Origin of the sequence: Mycolicibacter heraklionensis (assembly GCF_019645815.1) — a bacterium.
GTDB classification, from domain to species: domain Bacteria; phylum Actinomycetota; class Actinomycetes; order Mycobacteriales; family Mycobacteriaceae; genus Mycobacterium; species Mycobacterium heraklionense.
On record NZ_CP080997.1, the window covers coordinates 3,440,878 to 3,460,627 of the forward strand.

A 19,750-nucleotide genomic window follows, 5' to 3' on the forward strand; every position below is an offset into this window, starting at 1 on the left:
CCGGTTGATGCCGCCCACCGCCGGGACCGACGGCAAGCGAATCTTCCTGCAGCTGGGCCGCCAGCCCGAAGAACCCAATCAGTTCAACCACCCGGGCGCCCCCACCACCTACTCACCCGAGGTGCGAGCCCGGCTCGAGGCCGACGCCAAGGAGATCATCGGCCGCTACCCGCAGCCGCGCTCGGCGATCCTGCCGCTGCTGCACCTGGTGCAGTCGCAGGACACCTACGTCACCCCGGCCGGCCTGTCGTTCGTCGCGGAGCTGCTCGGGCTGACCAGCGCCGACGTCGCCGGGGTCGCGTCGTTCTATTCGATGTACCGGCGTGATCCCACCGGTAAGTACCTGGTCGGCGTCTGCACCAACACGCTGTGCGCGGTGATGGGCGGCGACGCCATCTACGACGGCCTCAAGGAGCACCTGGGCGTCGGCAACGATCAGACCACTGCGGACGGGTCGGTCACCCTGCAGCACATCGAGTGCAACGCCGCGTGCGACTACGCACCGGTGGTGATGGTCAACTGGGAGTTCTTCGACAACCAGACCCCGGAATCGGCGCGCGAACTGGTCGACAAATTGCGCGACGACGCCGAGGTACGGCCCACCCGCGGGATGCCGCTGTGCAGTTTCGCGGCAACCGAACGGATTCTCGCCGGCTTCCCCGACGAACGCTCCGACGACGGCCAAGGCGGTGCCGGCGCGGCGACGCTGGCCGGCCTGCAGGTGGCGCGCGAGCACGGGATGACGGCTCCGGAGCCGGGCAGCAACGCCGATAGGGGTGCGAAATGACCCTTACCAAAGGAACACCGCCCGAGGGCACACCGCTGACTCCGGTGCTCAGCAGCTACTGGGACGAACCCGAGTCGTGGACGCTGGAGACGTACCGCCGCCATGACGGCTACGTCGGGATGAAGCGCGCGCTGGCGATGACGCCCGATGAGGTCATCGAACTGGTCAAAGACTCCGGGTTGCGTGGCCGAGGCGGCGCCGGGTTCTCCACCGGAACCAAATGGTCCTTCGTGCCGCAGGGCGACGAAGGCCCCGCGGCAAAGCCCCACTACCTACTGGTCAATGCCGACGAGTCCGAGCCTGGCACCTGCAAGGACATGCCGCTGCTGATGGCGACACCGCATGTGCTCATCGAGGGCATGATCGTGTGCTGCTACGCGATCCGGGCCCGCCACGCCTTCATCTACATCCGCGGCGAGGTGCTGCCGGTGGTGCGCCGGCTGCAGACGGCGGTGGCCGAGGCGTATGCGGCCGGGCTGCTGGGCACCGACATCGGCGGCAGCGGCTTCGACCTGGACATCACCGTGCACGCCGGGGCGGGCGCCTACATCTGCGGCGAGGAGACCGCGCTGATCGAGTCGCTGGAGGGTTACCGGGGCCAGCCGCGGCTGCGCCCGCCGTTCCCCGCGGTGGCCGGGTTGTACGCATCACCGACGGTGGTCAACAACGTCGAATCGATCGCCAGTGTGCCGTCGATCCTGCGCAACGGTCCGGAGTGGTTCCGGTCCATGGGCACTGAGAAGTCTCGCGGGTTCACCCTGTATTCGCTGTCCGGGCACGTCAACCGGCCTGGCCAATACGAGGCGCCGCTGGGCATCACGCTGCGCGAGCTGCTCGCCTACGCCGGCGGGATACGCGACGGGCACCGGTTGAAGTTCTGGACGCCCGGCGGGTCCTCGACCCCGATCCTGACCGAGGAACACCTCGACATCCCGCTGGATTACGAGGGCATGGCGTCGGTCGGATCGATGTTGGGCACCAAGGCATTACAGATCTTCGACGAGACCACCTGCGTGGTTCGCGCAGCCGGACGCTGGTCGGAGTTCTACAAGCACGAGTCCTGCGGGAAGTGCACGCCGTGCCGTGAGGGCACCTACTGGCTGGTGCCGATCTACGAACGGCTGGAGTCCGGCCGCGGCACCCCGGAAGACCTCGACACCCTGCTGGACATCGCCGATGTCCTGTTCGGAAAGTCCTTCTGCGCCTTGGGTGATGGCGCGGCGATGCCGGTGAGGTCGTCGATCCAGTACTTCCGCGACGAATACATCGCCCACCTCGAGGGCGGCTGCCCGTTCGACCCGAAAGCGAGCATGTTCGTGCCAGGTGGATCCAACGGCGGTGTGGCGTGACTCAAACTTCTCACCCGGACGGTCAGGAGACGGTGACCGTCACCATCGACGACCAACAGATCACGGTCCCCAAGGGCACCTTGATCATCCGCGCCGCCGAGCAGCTGGGCATCGAGGTCCCGCGGTTCTGTGATCACCCGCTGCTGGACCCGGTGGCCTGGTGCCGGCAGTGCATGGTCGAGGTGGAGGGTCAGCGCAAGCCCCAGCCGTCGTGCGCGGTGGCCGCCACCGACGGCATGGTGGTGCGCACCCAGCACACCTCGGCCGAAGCCGACCGGGCCCAGCACCTGGTGATGGAACTGCTGCTGATCAACCACCCGCTGGACTGCCCGACCTGCGACAAGGGTGGCGAGTGCCCGCTGCAGAACCAAGCCATGTCCCACGGGCGCACCGAAACCCGGTTCGAAGAGGAAAAGCGCCACTACCCCAAGCCGATCAACATCTCCTCGCAGGTGCTGCTGGACCGGGACCGCTGCATCTTGTGCGCACGCTGCACCCGGTTCGCCAACGAGATCGCCGGGGACAAACTCATCGAGATGATGGACCGCGGCGCCCTGCAGCAGGTCGGCATCTACACCGACACGCCGTTCGACTCCTACTTCTCCGGCAACACCGTGCAGATCTGCCCGGTCGGCGCGCTCACCGGTGCCTCCTACCGATTCCGGGCCCGCCCGTTCGACCTGGTGTCCACACCCACCGTCTGCGAGCACTGCGCCGGCGGCTGCGCCGAACGCACCGACCATCGTCGCGGCAAGGTGATGCGGCGGATGGCCGGCGAAGACCCGGACGTCAACGAGGAATGGAACTGCGACAAGGGCCGCTGGGCGTTCACCTACGCCACCCAGGGCGACCGGATCACCACACCGCTGGTCCGCGATGACAGCGGGAACCTGGTCCCGACTTCCTGGCCGCACGCCGCGGCGGTGGCGGCGCGCGGCCTGGCCGCGGCGCGGGGTCGCACCGGGGTGCTGGTCGGCGGTCGGGTATCGGCCGAGGACGCCTACGGCTACGCCAAGTTCGCCCGGGTGGCGCTGCACACCGATGACATCGACTTTCGGGCGCGCGCGGTGTCCGCCGAGGAAACCGCGTTCCTGGCCGCCCGGGTAGCGGGTCGCGGGATCTCAGGGCCGTCCGGGGTCACCTACGCCGATCTGCAGGCCGCGCCGGTGGTGCTGCTGGCCGGCTTGGAGCCCGAGGAAGAGGCACCGATGGTCTTCCTGCGGCTGCGCAAGGCGGCCCGCAAGAACGCCACGAAGGTGTTCAGCCTGGCGCCGTTCGCCGATCGCGGGCTGACCAAGATGTTCGGCACCCTGCTGGCCACCGTTCCCGGCGGCGAGGCGGCGACGCTGGACGGCCTGCACACCGGCGACAAATCCGATCTAGGGCAGCTGCTCCGCCAACCGGGCGCGGTGGTGTTGGTCGGCGAGCGGCTGGCGGCCTCGCCGGGAGCACTGTCGGCGGCAGTCCGGCTGGCCGAGGCCACCGGCGCGAAGCTGGCCTGGGTGCCGCGCCGTGCCGGTGAGCGCGGCGCGCTGGACGGCGGCGCACTGGCCGGCCTGCTGCCCGGCGGTCGTCCGCTGAGCGACCCTGCCGCGCGGGCCGAGGTAGCGCAGGCGTGGGGTCTCGACAGCCCCGACGAGCTGCCGTCGCAGGCCGGGCGCGACACCGACGCCATCCTGGCGGCCGCCGCCGAGGGGACGCTGGAAGCACTGGTGGTCGGCGGGGTGGAGCCGACCGATTTGGCCGACCCGGCGGCGGCACTGGCCGCCCTGGACGCGGTCGGATTCCTGGTCAGCCTCGAGTTGCGGCACAGCGAAGTCACCGAACGCGCCGACGTGGTGCTGCCGGTCGCTGCCGCGGCCGAGAAGTCCGGAACCTATGTCAACTGGGAGGGCCGCCACCGGCGGTTCGGTGTCGCACTCGGCGACACCGGCGCCCTGCCCGACCGGCGGGTGCTCGACGTCCTCGCCGAGGAGATGGGCGTCGCGCTGGGACTGGCCACGCTGGAGGCGGCACGCGACGAGCTGGCGGGGCTGGGTGTCTGGTCCGGCGAGCGAGTTGCTGCTCCCGACGTCGCCGCGGGTTCACCGCCGCAGCCCGGTACCGGCGAAGCCGTACTGGCCGGCTGGCGCATGCTGCTGGACGAGGGGCGGATGCAAGCCGGCGAACCGAACCTGGCCGGCACCGCCCGCAAACCGGTGGCGCGCCTGTCGGCGACGACGGCCGCCGATATCGGTGTGGCTGAAGGCGAACCGGTCACGGTCAGCACCGACCGCGGCAGCGTCACCTTGCCGCTGGTCATCACCGAGATGCCGGACAACGTGGTGTGGCTGCCGATGAATTCGCACGGCTGCGCGGTGTACCGGGATCTTGGGGTCCCCCTCGGCGCGACGGTACAGATTGGACGCAGATCATGACCGATCCCTGGTGGTTGATGCTGGTCAAGGTACTGGGCGTCTTCGTGTTTCTGATTCTGACGGTGGTCCTGGCGATCGTCATCGAACGAAAAGTCGTGGGCCGCATGCAGATGCGCCCCGGACCCAACCGGGTCGGGCCCAAGGGCTGGCTGCAGAGTCTGGCCGACGCGATCAAACTGGCGCTCAAGGAAGACATCACCCCCTTCAACGTCGACCGGGCGATCTACGCGCTGGCGCCGATCATCTCGACCGTGCCGGCGATCACCGCATTCGCTGTGATCCCGCTCGGCCCGGAGGTCAGCATTTTCGGCCACCACACCGCATTACAGCTGGCGGACCTGCCGATCGCGGTGCTGTTCGTTCTGGCGATGTCCTCGATCGGGGTGTACGGGATCATCCTGGCCGGCTGGTCGTCCGGATCCGCGTACCCACTGCTCGGCGGAATCCGCTCCACCGCCCAGGTGATCTCCTACGAAGTCGCGATGGGCTTGGCGTTCGCGTCGGTGTTCCTCTACGCCGGGACGATGGCGACCTCGGGCATCGTGGCGGCCCAGGACCGGGCCTGGTTCGCGTTCCTGCTGATGCCGTCGTTCCTGGTGTATCTGACCGCGATGGTCGGTGAGACCAACCGGGCACCCTTCGACCTGCCCGAGGCCGAGGGCGAGCTGGTCGGCGGCTTCCACACCGAATACTCGTCGCTGAAGTTCGCGCTGTTCTTCCTCGCCGAATACATCAACATGACCACGGTTTCGGCCGTCGCCGTCACGTTGTTCCTCGGCGGCTGGCACGCTCCGTTCCCGTTCAACATGTGGCCGGCCGCCAACACCGGCTGGTGGCCGCTGCTGTGGTTCACCGCCAAACTGTGGGGCTTCATCTTCGTCTACATCTGGCTGCGGGGCACCCTGCCCCGGCTGCGTTACGACCAGTTCATGGCCCTGGGCTGGAAGATCCTGATCCCCGTGGCGCTGTCGTGGGTGCTACTCGCCGCGGTGATACGCAGCCTGCGCAACGACGGCTACGAGCACTGGCAGCTGGCACTGGCCGCCATCAGCACACTGACCACGGTGGTGCTGCTACTGGTGCTGCATCGCAAGTTCAGTGCGTTGAACAGCCGCCTCGATGAACCGGCGCCGGCGGCTCCCGTCATCCCTTCAGAGGGATCATTCCCGACACCACCGCTGCCGCAACGCAATCCACCGCGGGTCAAGGAGGACGTCAATGGCTAGTTTGAGAGACGCCCTGGCCGGGTTCGGCGTCACCTGGAAGACGATGTTCAAGCGGCCGATCAACGACGGCTACCCGGAACGCAAGAAACCGACGGCGCCGCGTTATCACGGCCGTCACCAGCTCAACCGGCATCCGGACGGGCTGGAGAAGTGCATCGGCTGCGAGTTGTGTGCGTGGGCCTGCCCGGCCGACGCCATCTACGTGGAGGCCGCCGACAACACCGACGAGGAGCGCTTCTCCCCCGGTGAACGCTACGGCCGCGTCTACCAGATCAACTACCTGCGCTGCATCGGGTGCGGGCTGTGTATCGAGGCCTGTCCCACCCGCGCGCTGACCATGACCAACAACTACGAGATGGCCGCCGACAACCGTGCCGAGCTGATCTGGGAACGCGACCAGCTGCTGGCGCCGCTGCAGCCCGGCATGATCGCGCCGCCGCACGCGATGCCGCCCGGCGCCACCGAAAAGGACTACTACTTGGGCAGAGTCAGCCCGGCCGGGCTCGATGCAGACCCGGACCTGTTCGTGATGCTCGACCGGGTGAAGCAGGGCAAAGCCTGATGGGCGCCACGCTGCTCGCCTCCGACATCGTCGTCCGCACCTCCACCGGGGAGGCGGTGGCGTTCTGGATTCTGGGCGTCGTCGCCGTCGTCGGTGCCATCGGCGTCGTCACCGCCGCCAAGGCGGTCTACTCGGCACTGTTTTTGGCGATGACGATGCTGATCCTGGCGGTGTTCTACTTCATCCAGGACGCGATGTTCCTCGGGGTGGTGCAGATCGTCGTCTACACCGGCGCGGTGATGATGCTGTTCCTGTTCGTGATGATGCTGATCGGCGTCGACTCCGCCGAGTCTCTGGTGGAGACCCTGCGCGGCCAGCGGGTCGCCGCCACGCTCGCCGGGACCGGCTTCGGGATCCTGCTGATCGCCGGGATCGGCGGCGCGACCATGCACCTGCGCAGCATCGGCACACCCGCTGCCACCAGCGCCGGCTCGGCGGATCTGAGCCAACACAACGTCGAGGGTCTGGCGGCGCTGATCTTCACCCGCTACCTGTGGGCGTTCGAGCTCACCAGCGCATTGCTGATCACCGCGGTGCTCGCGGCGATGGTGCTGACGCACCGTGAGCGGCTGCAGCCGCGACTGACGCAGCGCGAGCTGTCCATCCTGCGCTTCCAATCCGGCCGGCGAGCGACACCGCTGCCCACCCCCGGCGTCTACGCCCGGCACAACGCCGTCGACATCGCCGCGCGCCTGCCCGACGGGACCTACTCCGAGCTGTCGGTGTCGGACACGTTGACGCACCGCTGGGTCGGTGCCACCGGCAACGCCGAACACGCCAGCAATGGGGAGGAGTCGGGCCAGTGAATCCGGAGAACTACCTGTACCTGTCGGCGATGCTGTTCACCATCGGTGCCACCGGAGTGCTGTTGCGGCGCAACGCGCTGGTGATGTTCATGTGCGTCGAGCTGATGCTCAACGCCGCCAACCTGGCGTTCGTCACCTTCGCGCGGCTGCACTCCCAGCTCGACGGCCAGATGGTGGCGTTCTTCACCATGGTCGTCGCCGCCTGCGAGGTGGTGATCGGCCTGGCCATCATCATGACGATCTTCCGGGCCCGGCGATCCGCCTCGGTCGACGACGCGAACCTACTGCGCGGCTAGGAGTTGGGGAGCTCTATGACGAATCTGAGCCAGCTGAGCTGGCTGCTGGTGGCCCTGCCGACGGCCGGCGCGCTGATCTTGCTGCTCGGCGGGCGCCGAACCGACCGGTGGGGGCACCTGCTGGCCTGCGCCACCGTGCTCGGCTCGTTCGGGATCGGGTTGGCGCTACTGGCCGACATGCTCGGCCGCGGCGGCGAGGACCGGGCGATTCACACGCACCTGTTCAGCTGGGTGCCGGTCGGCGCCCTGCACGTCGACTTCGGGGTGCTGATCGATCAGCTGTCGATCTGCTTCGTACTGCTGATCAGTGGCGTCGGCGCGTTGATCCACATCTACTCGACCGGTTACATGAAGCACGACCCCGACCGCCGGCGCTTTTTTGCCTACCTGAACCTGTTCGTCGCGGCGATGCTGCTACTGGTCGTCGCCGACAACTACCTGGGCCTGTATGTGGGCTGGGAAGGCGTCGGTCTGGCGTCCTACCTGCTGATCGGCTTCTGGTACGCCAAGCCGGTGGCGGCCGCGGCCGGCAAGAAGGCGTTCGTGTCCAACCGGGTCGGCGACATCGGGCTGTCGCTGGCGATGTTCGTGATGTTCGCCGGCTTCGGCACGCTCTCCTACGACGGCCTGTTCGGCGCCGTCGGCGACGCCGGCCCCAGCGGGCTGACCACCGCCATCGGTCTGCTGCTGCTGGTGGGTGCCTGCGCCAAGTCCGCGCAGGTGCCGTTGCAGGCCTGGTTGTTCGACGCGATGGAAGGCCCCACCCCGGTGTCGGCGCTGATCCACGCCGCCACCATGGTGACCGCCGGGGTCTATCTGATCGTGCGGTCCGGCCCGGTGTTCGACCTGTCCCCCGACGCCCGGCTGGCGGTGGTCGTGGTCGGTGCGGCCACACTGCTGTTCGGTGCGATCATCGGCTGCGCCAACGACGACATCAAGCGGGCGCTGGCCGCCTCCACGGTGAGCCAGATCGGCTACATGGTGCTGGCCGCGGGCCTGGGCCCGGCCGGCTACGCGGTGGCGATCATGCACCTGCTCACCCACGGCTTCTTCAAGGCCGGCCTGTTCCTGGGCTCCGGGTCGGTGATGCACGGGATGAACGACGAACAGGACATGCGCCGCTACGGCGCCCTACGCAGCTTCATGCCGGTGACGTTCGCGACGTTCGGGCTGTGTTACCTGGCGATCATCGGGGTGCCGCCGTTCGCCGGCTACTGGTCCAAGGACGCCATCATCGAGGCCGCGCTGGCCTCCGGCGGCACCCGCGGCTGGGTGCTGGGGGCGGTCACCATCCTGGGCGCCGGCATCACCGCCTTCTACATGACCCGGGTGATGCTGATGACGTTCGGCGGCGAACGCCGCTGGGCCGCCGACGAGAGCGAAGTGAGCGCAGACCGGGCACTGCAGCATCCGCACGAGTCTCCGCGGGTGATGACCTGGCCGATGATCGTGCTGGCTCTGGGCGCCGTGTTCGCCGGCGGGGTGTTCGCGATCGGCGGGCGGCTGGAGCACTGGCTGGAGCCGGTGGTCACCCGCGTGGCGGAGCCGGTTGCCGAACACGCGCATGCCATCCCGGCCTGGCTCACCGGCGCGATCACCCTGGGAGTTGTCCTGCTCGGTGTCGCGGTGGCCTACAACATGTACGGCCGCAAGCCGATACCGATCACCGCACCCACCGACGTGTCGGCGCTGACGGTGGCGGCCCGCAAGTATCTCTACGGCGATGCCTTCAATGAGGAGGTGCTCATGCGTCCGGGTAACCGACTGGCACAAGCCTTGGTCGGCGTCGACGACCGGGTGGTGGACGGCTCGGTCAACACCACGGCCGGGCTGGTGGCGATCGCCTCATACCTGGTGCGGCGCCTGCAGACCGGGTTCGTGCGCTCCTACGCGCTGACCATGCTGGCCGGTACGGTCCTGGTCGTCGCGGTAGTGCTGGCGGTACAGCAGTGAACAACAACGTGCCCTGGCTGAGCCTGCTGTGGCTGGTACCGCTGGTCGGTGCCGGACTGGTCATCGTGTTGCCGGCCCGGCAGGCAGCACTGGCGAAGTGGACCGGCCTGCTGGTGAGCCTTGCGACGCTGGCGGTGGCGGTCGTGGTCACCGTCGAGTTCGACACGACCCCGGTGGCCGCGCCCTACCAGTTCGTCGAATCTCACTCCTGGATACCGGCATTCGGGGCGAACTACACGCTCGGGGTGGACGGTATCGCAGTGATCCTGGCGTTGTTGACCGCCGGGCTGGTGCCGTTGCTGATGCTGGCCGGCTGGAACGACGGTGACACCGGCGGCGCCGGCCTCCGCAGCCGCGGCCCGCACGCGTTCGCGGCGCTGACGCTCACCGTCGAGGCGATGGTGCTGATCTCGCTGGTCTCGTTGGACGTGCTGCTGTTCTACGTGTTCTTCGAGGCGATGCTGATCCCGATGTACTTCATGATCGGCGGCTTCGGGCACGGCGCCAAGCGTTCCCAAGCGGCCCTGAAGTTCCTGCTCTACAACCTGTTCGGTGGCCTGATCATGCTGGCCGCGGTGATCGGCGTGTACGTGGTGAGCTCCGGCGAAGGCGCTTCCGGCACCTTCGACTTCCGCGAACTGGTCTCGATCTTCTCCCCGGCCACCACCACCGTGGACCCCGGCGTACTCAAGCTGCTGTTCGCCGGCTTCATGTTCGCCTTCGCGGTCAAGGCCCCGCTGTGGCCGCTGCACCGGTGGCTGCCGGACGCGGCGGTGGAATCCACCCCGGCGACCGCGGTGCTGATGATGGCCGTGATGGACAAGGTGGGGACCTTCGGGATGCTGCGGTACTGCCTGCAGCTGTTCCCCGACGCCTCAACGTATTTCCGCCCGACCATCATCGTGCTGGCGGTCATCGGCGTGGTCTACGGCGCGATGGTGGCGATCGGCCAGCGCGACATGATGCGATTGATCGCCTACACCTCGATCTCGCACTTCGGGTTCATCATTCTGGGCATCTTCGTGATGACCAGTCAGGGGCAGAGCGGCTCGACGCTGTACATGCTCAACCACGGGTTGTCGACGGCGGCCCTGTTCCTGATCGCCGGTTTCCTGGTCGCCCGGCGCGACGGCGCCCGGGCGATATCGGACTACGGCGGCGTGCAGAAGGTGGCGCCGGTGATGGCCGGCACCTTCATGGTCGCCGCGATGGCCACCCTGTCGCTGCCCGGCCTGGCCCCGTTCATCAGTGAGTTCCTGGTGTTGATCGGCACGTTCAACCGGTATTGGGTGGCGGCCGCGGTCGGCTCCACCGCACTGGTGCTGTCGTCGATCTACATGCTGTGGCTCTACCAGCGGGTAATGACCGGCCCGGTCACGCAAGGCAATGAACGCATCCGCGATCTGGTGCCACGGGAGTTGCTGGTCGTCACACCGCTGATCGCGCTGCTGCTGTTCCTCGGCTTCTACCCCAAACCCGCACTGGACATCATCAACCCGGGCGTCGAGCACACCTTGACCACGATCGGTCAAACCGATCCGGCACCGCTGACCGCTGAGGGGGCGCACTGACCATGGCGGGCATGCCAATTCCATCCGTCGAATACAGCCTGCTCCTGCCGCTGCTGATCGTTTTCGGCACCGCAGTGACCGGCGTGCTCTTCGAGGCGTTCATCTCGCGCCGGGCGCGCTACGTGATGCAGGTCCTGCTCGCTGTCGGCGGTTTGGCCGCCGCGTTCGCCGCCATCGTCGCGGTGGGCCGTGACCTGCCGGCCGGTGGTCGCATCGCGGTGCTGGGCGCGGTGGCCGTCGACCGGCCGGCACTGGTGCTGCAGGGCACCATCGTGCTGGTCGGGATCCTGGCCGTGCTGTTCATCTCCGAGCGCAACGTCGGCGCGGGCGCTCCCGAAGGTCCGGGCGCGGCCACCGCCCCCGCCGCCTCCCCCTCGCACGCGGGCCTGGACGCGTTCACTCCGCAGGCATCGGCGGTCCCGGACAGCGTCGCCGAACTCGATGCGGCGCGCGCCGGGGTGACCCAGACCGAGGTGTTCCCGCTGACCGTGCTGGCGGTCGGCGGCATGATGGTGTTCCCCGCCGCCAACGACTTGGTCACCATGTTCGTGGCGCTGGAAGTGCTCTCGCTGCCGCTGTATCTGCTGTGCGGGTTGGCCCGCTACCGCCGTCTGCTCTCGCAGGAAGCGGCGCTGAAGTACTTCCTGCTGGGCGCATTCTCCTCGGCGCTGTTCCTGTTCGGCGCCGCCTTGCTCTACGGCGCCACCGGGACGTTGACGCTGCCGGATATCGGTGAGCAGTTATTCGCCCACAGCAGCGATCCGCTGGCGCTGATCGGCGCCGGGCTGCTGCTGGTGGGCTTGTTCTTCAAGGTCGGCGCGGTGCCGTTCCATTCCTGGATTCCCGACGTCTACGTCGGGGCGCCGACACCGATCACCGGGTTCATGGCGGCCGCCACCAAGGTCGCCGCATTCGGGGCGATGCTGCGGATCCTCTACGTCGCACTGCCGGCGCTGCATGACCACTGGCGCCCGCTGCTGTGGCTGATCGCGGTACTGACCATGGTGGTCGCCACCATCGCAGCGATCACCCAGACCGAGGTCAAGCGGATGCTGGCCTACTCCTCGATCGCCCACGCCGGCTTTGTGCTGACCGGTGTGCTGTCCGCGATCCCGGCGGGTATCTCCGCGACGCTGTTCTATCTGGTCGCCTATAGCTTCTCCACAGTGGGCGCCTTCGCGGTGGTGAACCTGATCCGCGGCTCCAGCGGCGAAGAAGAACTCGACATGTCCCAGTGGGCGGGGTTGGGCCGGCGTTACCCCGTTGTGGGCCTGCTGTTTTCGATGTTCCTGCTGGCGTTCGCCGGTATCCCGCTGACCAGTGGGTTCATCAGCAAGTTCGCGGTGTTCAAGGCCGCCGCCGAGGGTGGTGCCGCACCACTGGTGGTGGTCGGCGTGATCGCCAGCGGTGTCGCCGCCTACTTCTACGTCCGGGTGATCGTGTTGATGTTCTTCACCGACGCCCCCGCCGAACCCCCGCACCTGGTGCTGCCCAGCGTGTGGAGCAAGGCGGCCATCGCGCTGTGCGCCGCGATCACCGTGCTGCTGGGGGTGCTGCCGCAGCCACTGCTCGACCTGGTGGACGCCGCAACACAATTCGCGCAGTAAACGCCGCATGCCCGTCGTGCGGCGGGTACATGATGGACAGATGCACGACGAGTCATTTCAGCAGCTGCTCACCATGCTGGACTACACCATGTTCGTGGTGACCACCGCAACCAACGAGCGCGCCTCGGGTTGCCTGGTCGGGTTCGCCACCCAGACCAGTATCGACCCGCCGAGGTTTCTGGTGGGAATGTCCAAGCGCAACCACACCTTCGAGGTGGCAGCCGAGGCCGAGTATTTGGCCGTTCACGTCCTGGCGCGCCGCGATACCGAGCTCGCCCGGCTGTTCGGCGGTCAGACGGGCGACGACATCGACAAATTCGAGCGCTGCTCCTGGCACAGCGGTCCGGAGGGAATGCCGATCCTCGACGATGCGCCGGCATGGTTCGTCGGCAAGACGCTGCGCCGAATCGACCTCGGCGACCACATGGGCTACCTGTTGGAACCGGTGGCCGGGTATGCCGCCCAGGGCGCCGATGACCTGCTGTCGCTGTCCGACGTCGACGATCTCGAACCGGGCCACAAAGCCTGACGAGACGGATCGAGCGGCGCTCAGCCCGGCTCGCGCAGCGGAAGGCCGGCAGCGGTGTAGATCGCGTCGATCACGGTCATGTTCTCGATCGCGTCCTCCGGGGTGGTGCGCACCGGCACGCTACGCAACACGGCGTCGGCGAACGCATCGAGCTGGTAAGCATACGACGCCCGGTGGGTGAAACGCTCGACGCGCTTGCCCTTCGGCGAACTGACCCGCAATCGGTGGAAGTACTGCGGCATCAGCGGGTTGAGCGCCCGCAGCTCGCCGCGCTCGCCGATCACCCGGGCGCTGATCTGCAGCAGGTTCGAAGACCACAGCGAGCAGCGGATGGTCCCGGTGTGCCCGGCGGGAAACCGCAGCTGCGCCGTCATGGCCCGGTCGACGTGCGGATCGCGCAATTTCGCCTGCGCGGACACGACTTCCGGGGTGGCTCCGCCGAAGGTGCGGGCCATGTGCACCGCATAGCAGCCGGCGTCCATCAACGCGCCGCCGGCCAGCGCGTAGTGATAGCGGATGTCGGAGAACCGGGGCAGCGGAAAGCTCAGCGCGGTGTCCACCTGCCGCAGCTCCCCCAGTTCGCCCGAGGCGATGATCTCTTCGATACGCGCGGTCATCGGGTGGTAGCGGTAGTGAAACGCCTCCATCACCACCCGGTCGGAGCTCGCGGCCGCCGCGGCGACCTGGCGGGCCTCCTCAGCGTTGGCGGTGAACGGCTTCTCGCACAGCACGTGCTTGCCGGCGTCCAGCGCGGCTCGGGTCCATCTGCCGTGCAGGTGGTTCGGCAGCGGGTTGTAGATGGCGTCGACCTCGGGGTCGGTGATCAGTGCGTTGTAGCTGTCATGCACCCGGCCGATGCCATGTTTGGCCGCGAACGCCCGGGCGCGCCCGATGTCGCGTGCTGCCACCGCGCTCACCACGACTTCCGGGTTGGCGGCGGCAGGTTTGAGTAGTGCATCCGGGGTGATCCGCGCCGCTCCGAGCACGCCGATTCGGAGCGTCGTCGTCGTTCCGGTCATGCGACGGTGCTCCTATGCAGGCGGAACCCGGCCACCCGGTGGCCGGCTTGGGCCGGGGTCGTCATGTCGACCACCCGACGCGCCTGCTCGCGCACCGGGGTGGTGGGGTCGAGCACCGACAGGTAGACCTCGTGGGCGGCCAGGGAGTCCACCGCGGTGTCGAGGTAGCCGTCCACGGCCTCGACGTGGGTGGAGCCCGGGCCACCCTGGAACAGCCAGCTCGGCTTGTCCGCCACGGTGTCCCAGGCATCAGTGACCGCGGCGGCGAATTCCATGTGGTCGCGCTGGTTGGGCATGCCGGGCCCGAACTCTGCGCCGCCGTAGATCGTCACCACCACGTCGGGTCGCACCTCGCCGATCACCGCGGCGATCTTGGCGCGCAACTCCGGCGTGTTTCGGATGTTGCTGTCCGGGAAGCCCCAGAAGTCGACATCTGAGACCCCCACGATGGCCGCCGCCCGCCGTTGCTCATCCTCACGCAACGGTCCGGCCTGCCCCGGCTCCAAGCCGGCGATGCCCACTTCCCCGCTGCTGGCCAGCGCATAGCGGACGGTCTTACCAGCGGCGGTCCACTTCGCCACCGCGGCGGCGATACCGTATTCGGGATCGTCGGGGTGCGGCACCAACACCAGCAGCGACGTCCAGTCTTGCGGGAAGGGCTGCGGCCCGGTGGGCTCGACAGGCTGGGACATGGGTCTATGTCATCACGCCGTGGGCGACGATGTCAGCGATCCGTTGCACCCAGTCATCGTCGAGATCGTCGTCGGGGCGCAGCATCATGGCCAGCAACGTTGCGCCGCCGATTATTTCGACGAGCCGGTCGGGGTCCACGTCGGTTCGCGCGTCGCCGCGGCTCACCGAATCGGCCACCCAGTGGCGCATCACCTCGAACAGGCCCTGAAAGCGTTCCAGGATGCGCGCGGTCAACTCGGCGTTGCGCGCCATGTCAGCGATCAGGCCCGGCAGGGCGGCCCGCACCACCGGGCTGGTGAAGGCGTCGCGCGCACCGGCCATCATTGCCCGAAGGTCACCGGCCACATCGCCCGGCGGCGCAGTCACCGCGCTCGGTGGCACCGAGAACGCCGCCTCGTGCACCAGTTCGGCCTTGCTGGGCCACCGGCGGTACAGCGCGGTCTTGGTCGTCCCGGCGCGCTCCGCGACGGCCGCCAGGCTCAGGTTCGAATACCCGACTTCGACAACCAGTTCCGCGGCGGCCTGCAATATGGCACCGTCGATGCGGGGGTCGCGGGGACGTCCGGCGCCGGACCCCTTGTCAACCGCTGAAGGTTCTGCTTTCATAACGCTACCTGTCGTATCGTAATTACCTTAACGGAGGATACAACCGTGGTCGACCAACCGACTGTGGAAAAAGACGTCGGCCGAATCCAACGTTCTAGCCGCGATGTCACCACACTGCCCACGGTAATGTCTCGCTGGCTTGCCACACAGTTGCCCGGCGCGGCCGCGCCGGAGATCACCGTGGAGAGCGGCGTCGACACCAACGGCATGTCGTCGGAAACGATCATGCTCACCGGTCGCTGGAACGCCGACGGTGCCCCGGTCGAACAACGCTGGGTGATGCGGGTGGCGCCCGCGGCCGAAGACGTTCCGGTCTTCCCGAGCTACCGGCTGGATCACCAGTTCGAGGTGATGCGGCGGGTGGGTGAACTCACCGACGTACCGGTGCCGAAGGTCCGTTGGATCGAACCGACCGGCGACGTGCTGGACCGGCCGTTCTTCCTGATGGACCGCATCGACGGCGAGGTGCCGCCCGACGTCATGCCCTATACCTTCGGCGGCAACTGGTTCGCCGACGCGACAGCCGAGCAGCAGCGGACCCTGCAGGACTCCACCGTCGAAGTGCTCGCCAAGCTGCACGCGATCCCGGACGCGGAGCAGACCTTCGCCTTCCTCGACGAGGGGTCGCACGGGGACACCGCGCTGCGCCGTCACTTCGAGGGGGTACGGCAGTGGTACGAATTCGCGGTGCCCGACATGGGGCGCTCGCCGCTGTTGGACCGGGCCCTGGCCTGGCTGGAGGAGAACTGGCCGGCCGACGTGGCCGCCGGCGAGACGGTGTTGTGCTGGGGCGACTCCCGGGTCGGCAACGTGCTCTACCGTGACTTCCGCCCGGTCGCCGTGCTGGACTGGGAGATGGTGACACTGGGGCCGCGCGAGCTGGACGTGTCGTGGGTTATCTTCGCGCACTTGGTATTCGAGGAACTCGCTGGACTGGCTGGGTTTCCCGGGCTTCCGCAGGTGCTGCGCGAGGACGACGTGCGGGCCACCTACCAGAAACTCACCGGCGTCGAACTCGGTGACCTGCACTGGTTCTACGTCTACGCCGGCGTGATGTGGGCGATCGTGTTCATGCGCACCGGGGCCCGCCGGGTGCATTTCGGGGAGATGGAAAAGCCGGAAGACCCCGAATCGTTGTTCTATCACGCCGGATTGCTGAAGAAGTTGATCGGAGAACAGAGCTGATGCTGGGGCCACTCGACGAATTCCCGGTTCACCAACTGCCACAACCGATCGCCTGGCCGGGTTCCTCGGATCGCAACTTTTACGACCGCTGCTATCTGAATGCCCACGACCGCACCGGGGACATCTTCTTGATCACCGGCTGCGGCTACTACCCCAACCTCGGTGTCAAGGACGCCTACGTGCTGGTACGCCGCGGCGACACTCAGACCGCGGTGCACCTGTCCGACGCCATCGACCAAGACCGGCTCAACCAGCGCATCGGCGCCTACCGCATCGAGGTCACCGATCCGCTGCGCTCCCTGCGGGTGGTCATGGATGAGACCGAGGGCATCGCGCTCGATCTGCGCTGGGAGGGCCTGTTCGACCCGGTGCAGGAGCAGCGGCACATCCTGCGGACCGGCAACCGGGTGACCCTGGACGCGCAGCGCTTCGCTCAACTGGGCTCCTGGAGTGGGCAGATCGCGATCGACGGCGAGGAGATCGCCGTCGATCCCGCGGTCTGGATCGGCTCACGCGACCGCTCCTGGGGCATCCGCCCGGTCGGTGAACGCGAACCGGCCGGCCGGCCCGCCGACCCGCCGTTCGACGGCATGTGGTGGCTGTATCTGCCGATGGCGTTCGAGGACTTCGCGGTGGTGATGATCATCCAGGAGGAACCCAACGGGTTCCGTTCGCTCAACGACTGCAGCCGGGTCTGGCGCGACGGCCGTGTCGAACAGTTGGGCTGGCCACGGATCTCCACCCGCTATCGCTCGGGCACCCGCATCGCCACCGGAGCCACCATCGAGGCCACCCGCCCGGACGGCACACCGGTGGTGTTCGAGGTGGAATCCAAACTGCCGGTGCCCATTCACGTCGGCGGCGGCTACGGCGGCGACAGCGACTGGCTGCACGGCGAGTGGAAGGGCGAGAAGTTCACCGAGCGGCTGACCTATGACATGACCGATCCGGGCATCATCGGGCGCACCAGCTTCGGGATGATCGACCACGTGGGGCGCGCCGTGTGCCGCGACGGCGACGCCGCGCCGGTCGAGGGCTGGGGTCTCTACGAGCACGGTGTGCTGGGCCGGCACGACCCGACGGGGTTCCCCGACTGGGTCACCATGGCTCCCTAGAGCTGGAGCGCACTCACGATCTCACCGATCAGCGCCGGCGCTACCGGCGCCGCCTGGTAAATGCAGACGGTGTCGGCGATTCCGTCGACCCGGTCGCGGATGTGCGCGGCCACCTGCGCCGGAGTGCCGCATGCGGCGATGGTGTGCAGGATCTCGTCGGTGATCCGTGCGCCCATCTGCGCCCACTGGCCCTGTTTGGACAACGCGTTGAGTTCGGGCTGCAAATCCTGCCAGCCGTGGGCGGCCAGCACCGGGGCATACGCCGGAGTCGATGCGTAGAAGCCGAGCAGCATCCGGGTGGCGGCTTCAGCGGCCTCCCGCTCGGCATCGGTGGCGCCAGTGGCCACGATGATTTCGGGCACGACCACGAAATCCTCGGCCCGACGGCCCGCCTGGGTAAGCCCCGCCCGCACCGCGGACATCGTGCTCTCATGCAGGAATCGCTTGGTGGAGAACGGCATCACCAGCAGTCCGTCGGCGTGCGCGGCGGCCGCGCGGGTCAGCCGCGGACCCAGGGCGCCGACGTAGATCGGCGGCGGGCCGTACGGGTTCGGCCCGGGACTGAACGTCGGCGTCATCAGTGTGTGCCGGTAATAGTCACCGCGAAAGTCCAAGCGGGCGCCGGTGTTCCAGGATTCGAAGATCGCCCGCAGCGCCGCAACGAGCTCGATCATCCGGTCCACCGGCCGGTCGAAGGCGACGCCGAACCGCTTCTCGATCTGCGCACGCACCTGGGTGCCCAGTCCCAGGGCGAATCGCCCGCCACTAAGCAGCTGGTGGTCGTTGGCCTGGTGCGCCAAATGGATCGGGTTGCGTGGGAACGCGATCGCGACGTTGGTCATCAGGTCTAAGCCGCCGACACCGGCGGCCAGCGTCAACGGTGCGAACACATCATGCGGGCCCTCGAAGGTGAAAACCCCGCTGACGCCGGCGTCGCGCAGCTCGCGGGCCTGATCGACGACACCGGTCAGCCCGCTGAGGGCAGTGCGGACTTTCAACGCGATACCGAAGCCCCTACGAACCGATCTCGGACCCGACGGCTACGTCACTCGCGGATCCGGTAGCCAAGTCCACCAGGTCGCGAAGCTCCCGGTTCACCGGAGCAGGGTGTTCAAGGATCGAGCAGTGTCCCCCGCTGAGCTCGACGAAGCGGGCGAGATTGGGTGCGGCGTCGGCGATCCGCTGTGAGGCCAATAGCGGCAACAGCCGGTCACGGGTGCTGCCGATGACAAGGGTAGGCACGGTCAGACCGTCGAGGTCGATGAAGGACGCCGGACCGAGCGCGTCGATGAGCGCCCGCACCCAGTGGCCGCGGCTGGCGGCCGGCGTCTTGGCGAACAGGTCGCAGATCAACGACGTTACAGAGGGATCGGCCGCACCGCCGACGGCAAGCATGTGCACGAATCGCCGAACCGCCAGGTTCGCCGGGCCGACGATCGGCACGTTGCCAAACGCCAGCAACCCGCGACGAGCCGCCTCCACCCGGGCCCGCTGCAGTGGCGGCGGCACCTGAAACAGTTCGACCTCGGCCAGCAGGTTGCCGATGGTGGTGTTGATCAGCGCTACCGCGTCGGCACGCTCGTGCACTCGGTGCCGGTAGCGGTCCGACCAGGCGCTGATCGCCATGCCGCCCATCGAGTGTCCGGCGATCACGGCGCGCTCTCCCGGCGCCAGGGTGGCCTCCAGCACCGCGTCCAGATCGGATGCCAGGTGCGTCAGGCTGTATCCGCCGCGCTTGGGCACGCCGCTGCGTCCGTGGCCGCGGTGGTCGTAGGCGATCACCCGGTGATCGGCGCTCAGGTCGGCAATCTGATGTCCCCACACCCGGATCGCGCAGGTGATGCCGTGCGCCAGCACGATCGGGTAGCCGTCTGCCGGCCCGAAGACCTGGGTGTGCAGCTTGGTTCCGTCGGCCGCCCGGACCGCCATGGTGCGGGCCGGCGGCAAATCCGCCGGGAAGATGCCGGCACTTCGCCGCCGACTGGACCGTTGAGCACTCATCGCCACCTCATCGGAAATGCGGCAACGC

The 19,750-nt window shown here is 67.9% G+C and carries 18 protein-coding genes; 13 read left to right on the top strand and 5 right to left on the bottom strand.

Annotated elements, in window-relative coordinates; all coding sequences use genetic code 11:
- Nucleotides 1-7 precede the first annotated feature (7 nt).
- From nuoE to K3U94_RS16335, 11 genes are read left to right on the top strand one after another with little or no spacing between them, the layout of a single operon-like run.
- Complete coding sequence (nuoE, locus tag K3U94_RS16285; RefSeq protein WP_047319070.1) at nt 8-787, top strand: NADH-quinone oxidoreductase subunit NuoE; 780 nt, start codon at nt 8-10, stop codon at nt 785-787.
- Complete coding sequence (gene nuoF / locus K3U94_RS16290) at nt 784-2,136, top strand: NADH-quinone oxidoreductase subunit NuoF (protein ID WP_220694382.1); 1,353 nt, start codon at nt 784-786, stop codon at nt 2,134-2,136. The genes nuoE and nuoF overlap by 4 nt, the downstream gene beginning before the upstream one ends.
- Complete coding sequence (locus K3U94_RS16295; protein ID WP_220694383.1) at nt 2,133-4,553, top strand: NADH-quinone oxidoreductase subunit G; 2,421 nt, start codon at nt 2,133-2,135, stop codon at nt 4,551-4,553. Before nuoF ends, K3U94_RS16295 begins: the two co-directional genes overlap by 4 nt.
- Nucleotides 4,550-5,779 carry an NADH-quinone oxidoreductase subunit NuoH gene (gene nuoH, locus K3U94_RS16300; protein WP_220694384.1) on the top strand — a complete coding sequence of 410 codons (1,230 nt, stop codon included), beginning with the start codon at nt 4,550-4,552 and terminating at the stop codon, nt 5,777-5,779. The genes K3U94_RS16295 and nuoH overlap by 4 nt, the downstream gene beginning before the upstream one ends.
- A complete protein-coding gene (nuoI, locus tag K3U94_RS16305; protein ID WP_047318961.1) occupies nt 5,772-6,341 on the top strand; it encodes an NADH-quinone oxidoreductase subunit NuoI in 570 nt (189 codons plus the stop codon). The genes nuoH and nuoI overlap by 8 nt, the downstream gene beginning before the upstream one ends.
- Complete coding sequence (locus tag K3U94_RS16310; protein WP_220694385.1) at nt 6,341-7,147, top strand: NADH-quinone oxidoreductase subunit J; 807 nt, start codon at nt 6,341-6,343, stop codon at nt 7,145-7,147. Before nuoI ends, K3U94_RS16310 begins: the two co-directional genes overlap by 1 nt.
- Nucleotides 7,144-7,443, top strand: coding sequence for an NADH-quinone oxidoreductase subunit NuoK (nuoK, locus tag K3U94_RS16315; RefSeq protein WP_024442457.1), 300 nt, complete (start codon nt 7,144-7,146; stop codon nt 7,441-7,443). The genes K3U94_RS16310 and nuoK overlap by 4 nt, the downstream gene beginning before the upstream one ends.
- 15 nt (nt 7,444-7,458) lie before the next feature.
- Entirely contained in the window at nt 7,459-9,396 is a 1,938-nt protein-coding gene (gene nuoL, locus K3U94_RS16320) for an NADH-quinone oxidoreductase subunit L (protein ID WP_220694386.1), read from the top strand.
- Nucleotides 9,393-10,967 carry an NADH-quinone oxidoreductase subunit M gene (locus K3U94_RS16325; protein ID WP_220694387.1) on the top strand — a complete coding sequence of 525 codons (1,575 nt, stop codon included), beginning with the start codon at nt 9,393-9,395 and terminating at the stop codon, nt 10,965-10,967. Before nuoL ends, K3U94_RS16325 begins: the two co-directional genes overlap by 4 nt.
- Before the next feature lie 2 nt (nt 10,968-10,969).
- On the top strand, nt 10,970-12,574 hold the full coding sequence (gene nuoN, locus K3U94_RS16330; protein ID WP_220694388.1) for an NADH-quinone oxidoreductase subunit NuoN: 1,605 nt from the start codon (nt 10,970-10,972) through the stop codon (nt 12,572-12,574).
- 40 nt (nt 12,575-12,614) lie between these two features.
- The gene (locus K3U94_RS16335; protein ID WP_047318956.1) at nt 12,615-13,103 is read left to right on the top strand and encodes a flavin reductase family protein; all 489 of its coding nucleotides are present in this window, start codon (nt 12,615-12,617) and stop codon (nt 13,101-13,103) included.
- A 20-nt stretch (nt 13,104-13,123) separates the two neighbouring features.
- Here K3U94_RS16335 and K3U94_RS16340 read toward each other — a convergent pair whose 3' ends face one another.
- Genes K3U94_RS16340 through K3U94_RS16350 form a run of 3 tightly spaced genes read right to left on the bottom strand, consistent with a single transcriptional unit; the run spans nt 13,124 to nt 15,421 of the window.
- Nucleotides 13,124-14,122 (bottom strand): Gfo/Idh/MocA family protein, encoded by a 999-nt coding sequence (locus tag K3U94_RS16340; RefSeq protein WP_220694389.1) that lies wholly within the window; start codon nt 14,120-14,122, stop codon nt 13,124-13,126.
- Entirely contained in the window at nt 14,119-14,814 is a 696-nt protein-coding gene (locus K3U94_RS16345; protein ID WP_220694390.1) for a PIG-L deacetylase family protein, read from the bottom strand. Before K3U94_RS16345 ends, K3U94_RS16340 begins: the two co-directional genes overlap by 4 nt.
- Before the next feature lie 4 nt (nt 14,815-14,818).
- Nucleotides 14,819-15,421 (bottom strand): TetR/AcrR family transcriptional regulator, encoded by a 603-nt coding sequence (locus K3U94_RS16350; RefSeq protein WP_220694391.1) that lies wholly within the window; start codon nt 15,419-15,421, stop codon nt 14,819-14,821.
- 45 nt (nt 15,422-15,466) lie between these two features.
- On the opposite strand from K3U94_RS16350, the gene K3U94_RS16355 reads away from it, so the two are divergent.
- Nucleotides 15,467-16,606, top strand: a complete 1,140-nt coding sequence (locus tag K3U94_RS16355; protein WP_220694392.1) for a phosphotransferase family protein — start codon at nt 15,467-15,469, stop codon at nt 16,604-16,606.
- Entirely contained in the window at nt 16,606-17,721 is a 1,116-nt protein-coding gene (locus K3U94_RS16360; RefSeq protein ID WP_047318951.1) for an Rv3169 family protein, read from the top strand. The genes K3U94_RS16355 and K3U94_RS16360 overlap by 1 nt, the downstream gene beginning before the upstream one ends.
- Here the strand turns inward: K3U94_RS16360 and K3U94_RS16365 are convergent.
- Nucleotides 17,718-18,719: a TIGR03617 family F420-dependent LLM class oxidoreductase gene (locus K3U94_RS16365; protein ID WP_220694393.1), complete on the bottom strand. Its 1,002-nt coding sequence runs from the start codon at nt 18,717-18,719 to the stop codon at nt 17,718-17,720. The genes K3U94_RS16360 and K3U94_RS16365 overlap by 4 nt on opposite strands.
- Nucleotides 18,720-18,735: 16 nt before the next feature.
- Nucleotides 18,736-19,722 carry an alpha/beta fold hydrolase gene (locus K3U94_RS16370; RefSeq protein ID WP_220694394.1) on the bottom strand — a complete coding sequence of 329 codons (987 nt, stop codon included), beginning with the start codon at nt 19,720-19,722 and terminating at the stop codon, nt 18,736-18,738.
- Between the last annotated feature and the right edge of the window lie 28 nt (nt 19,723-19,750).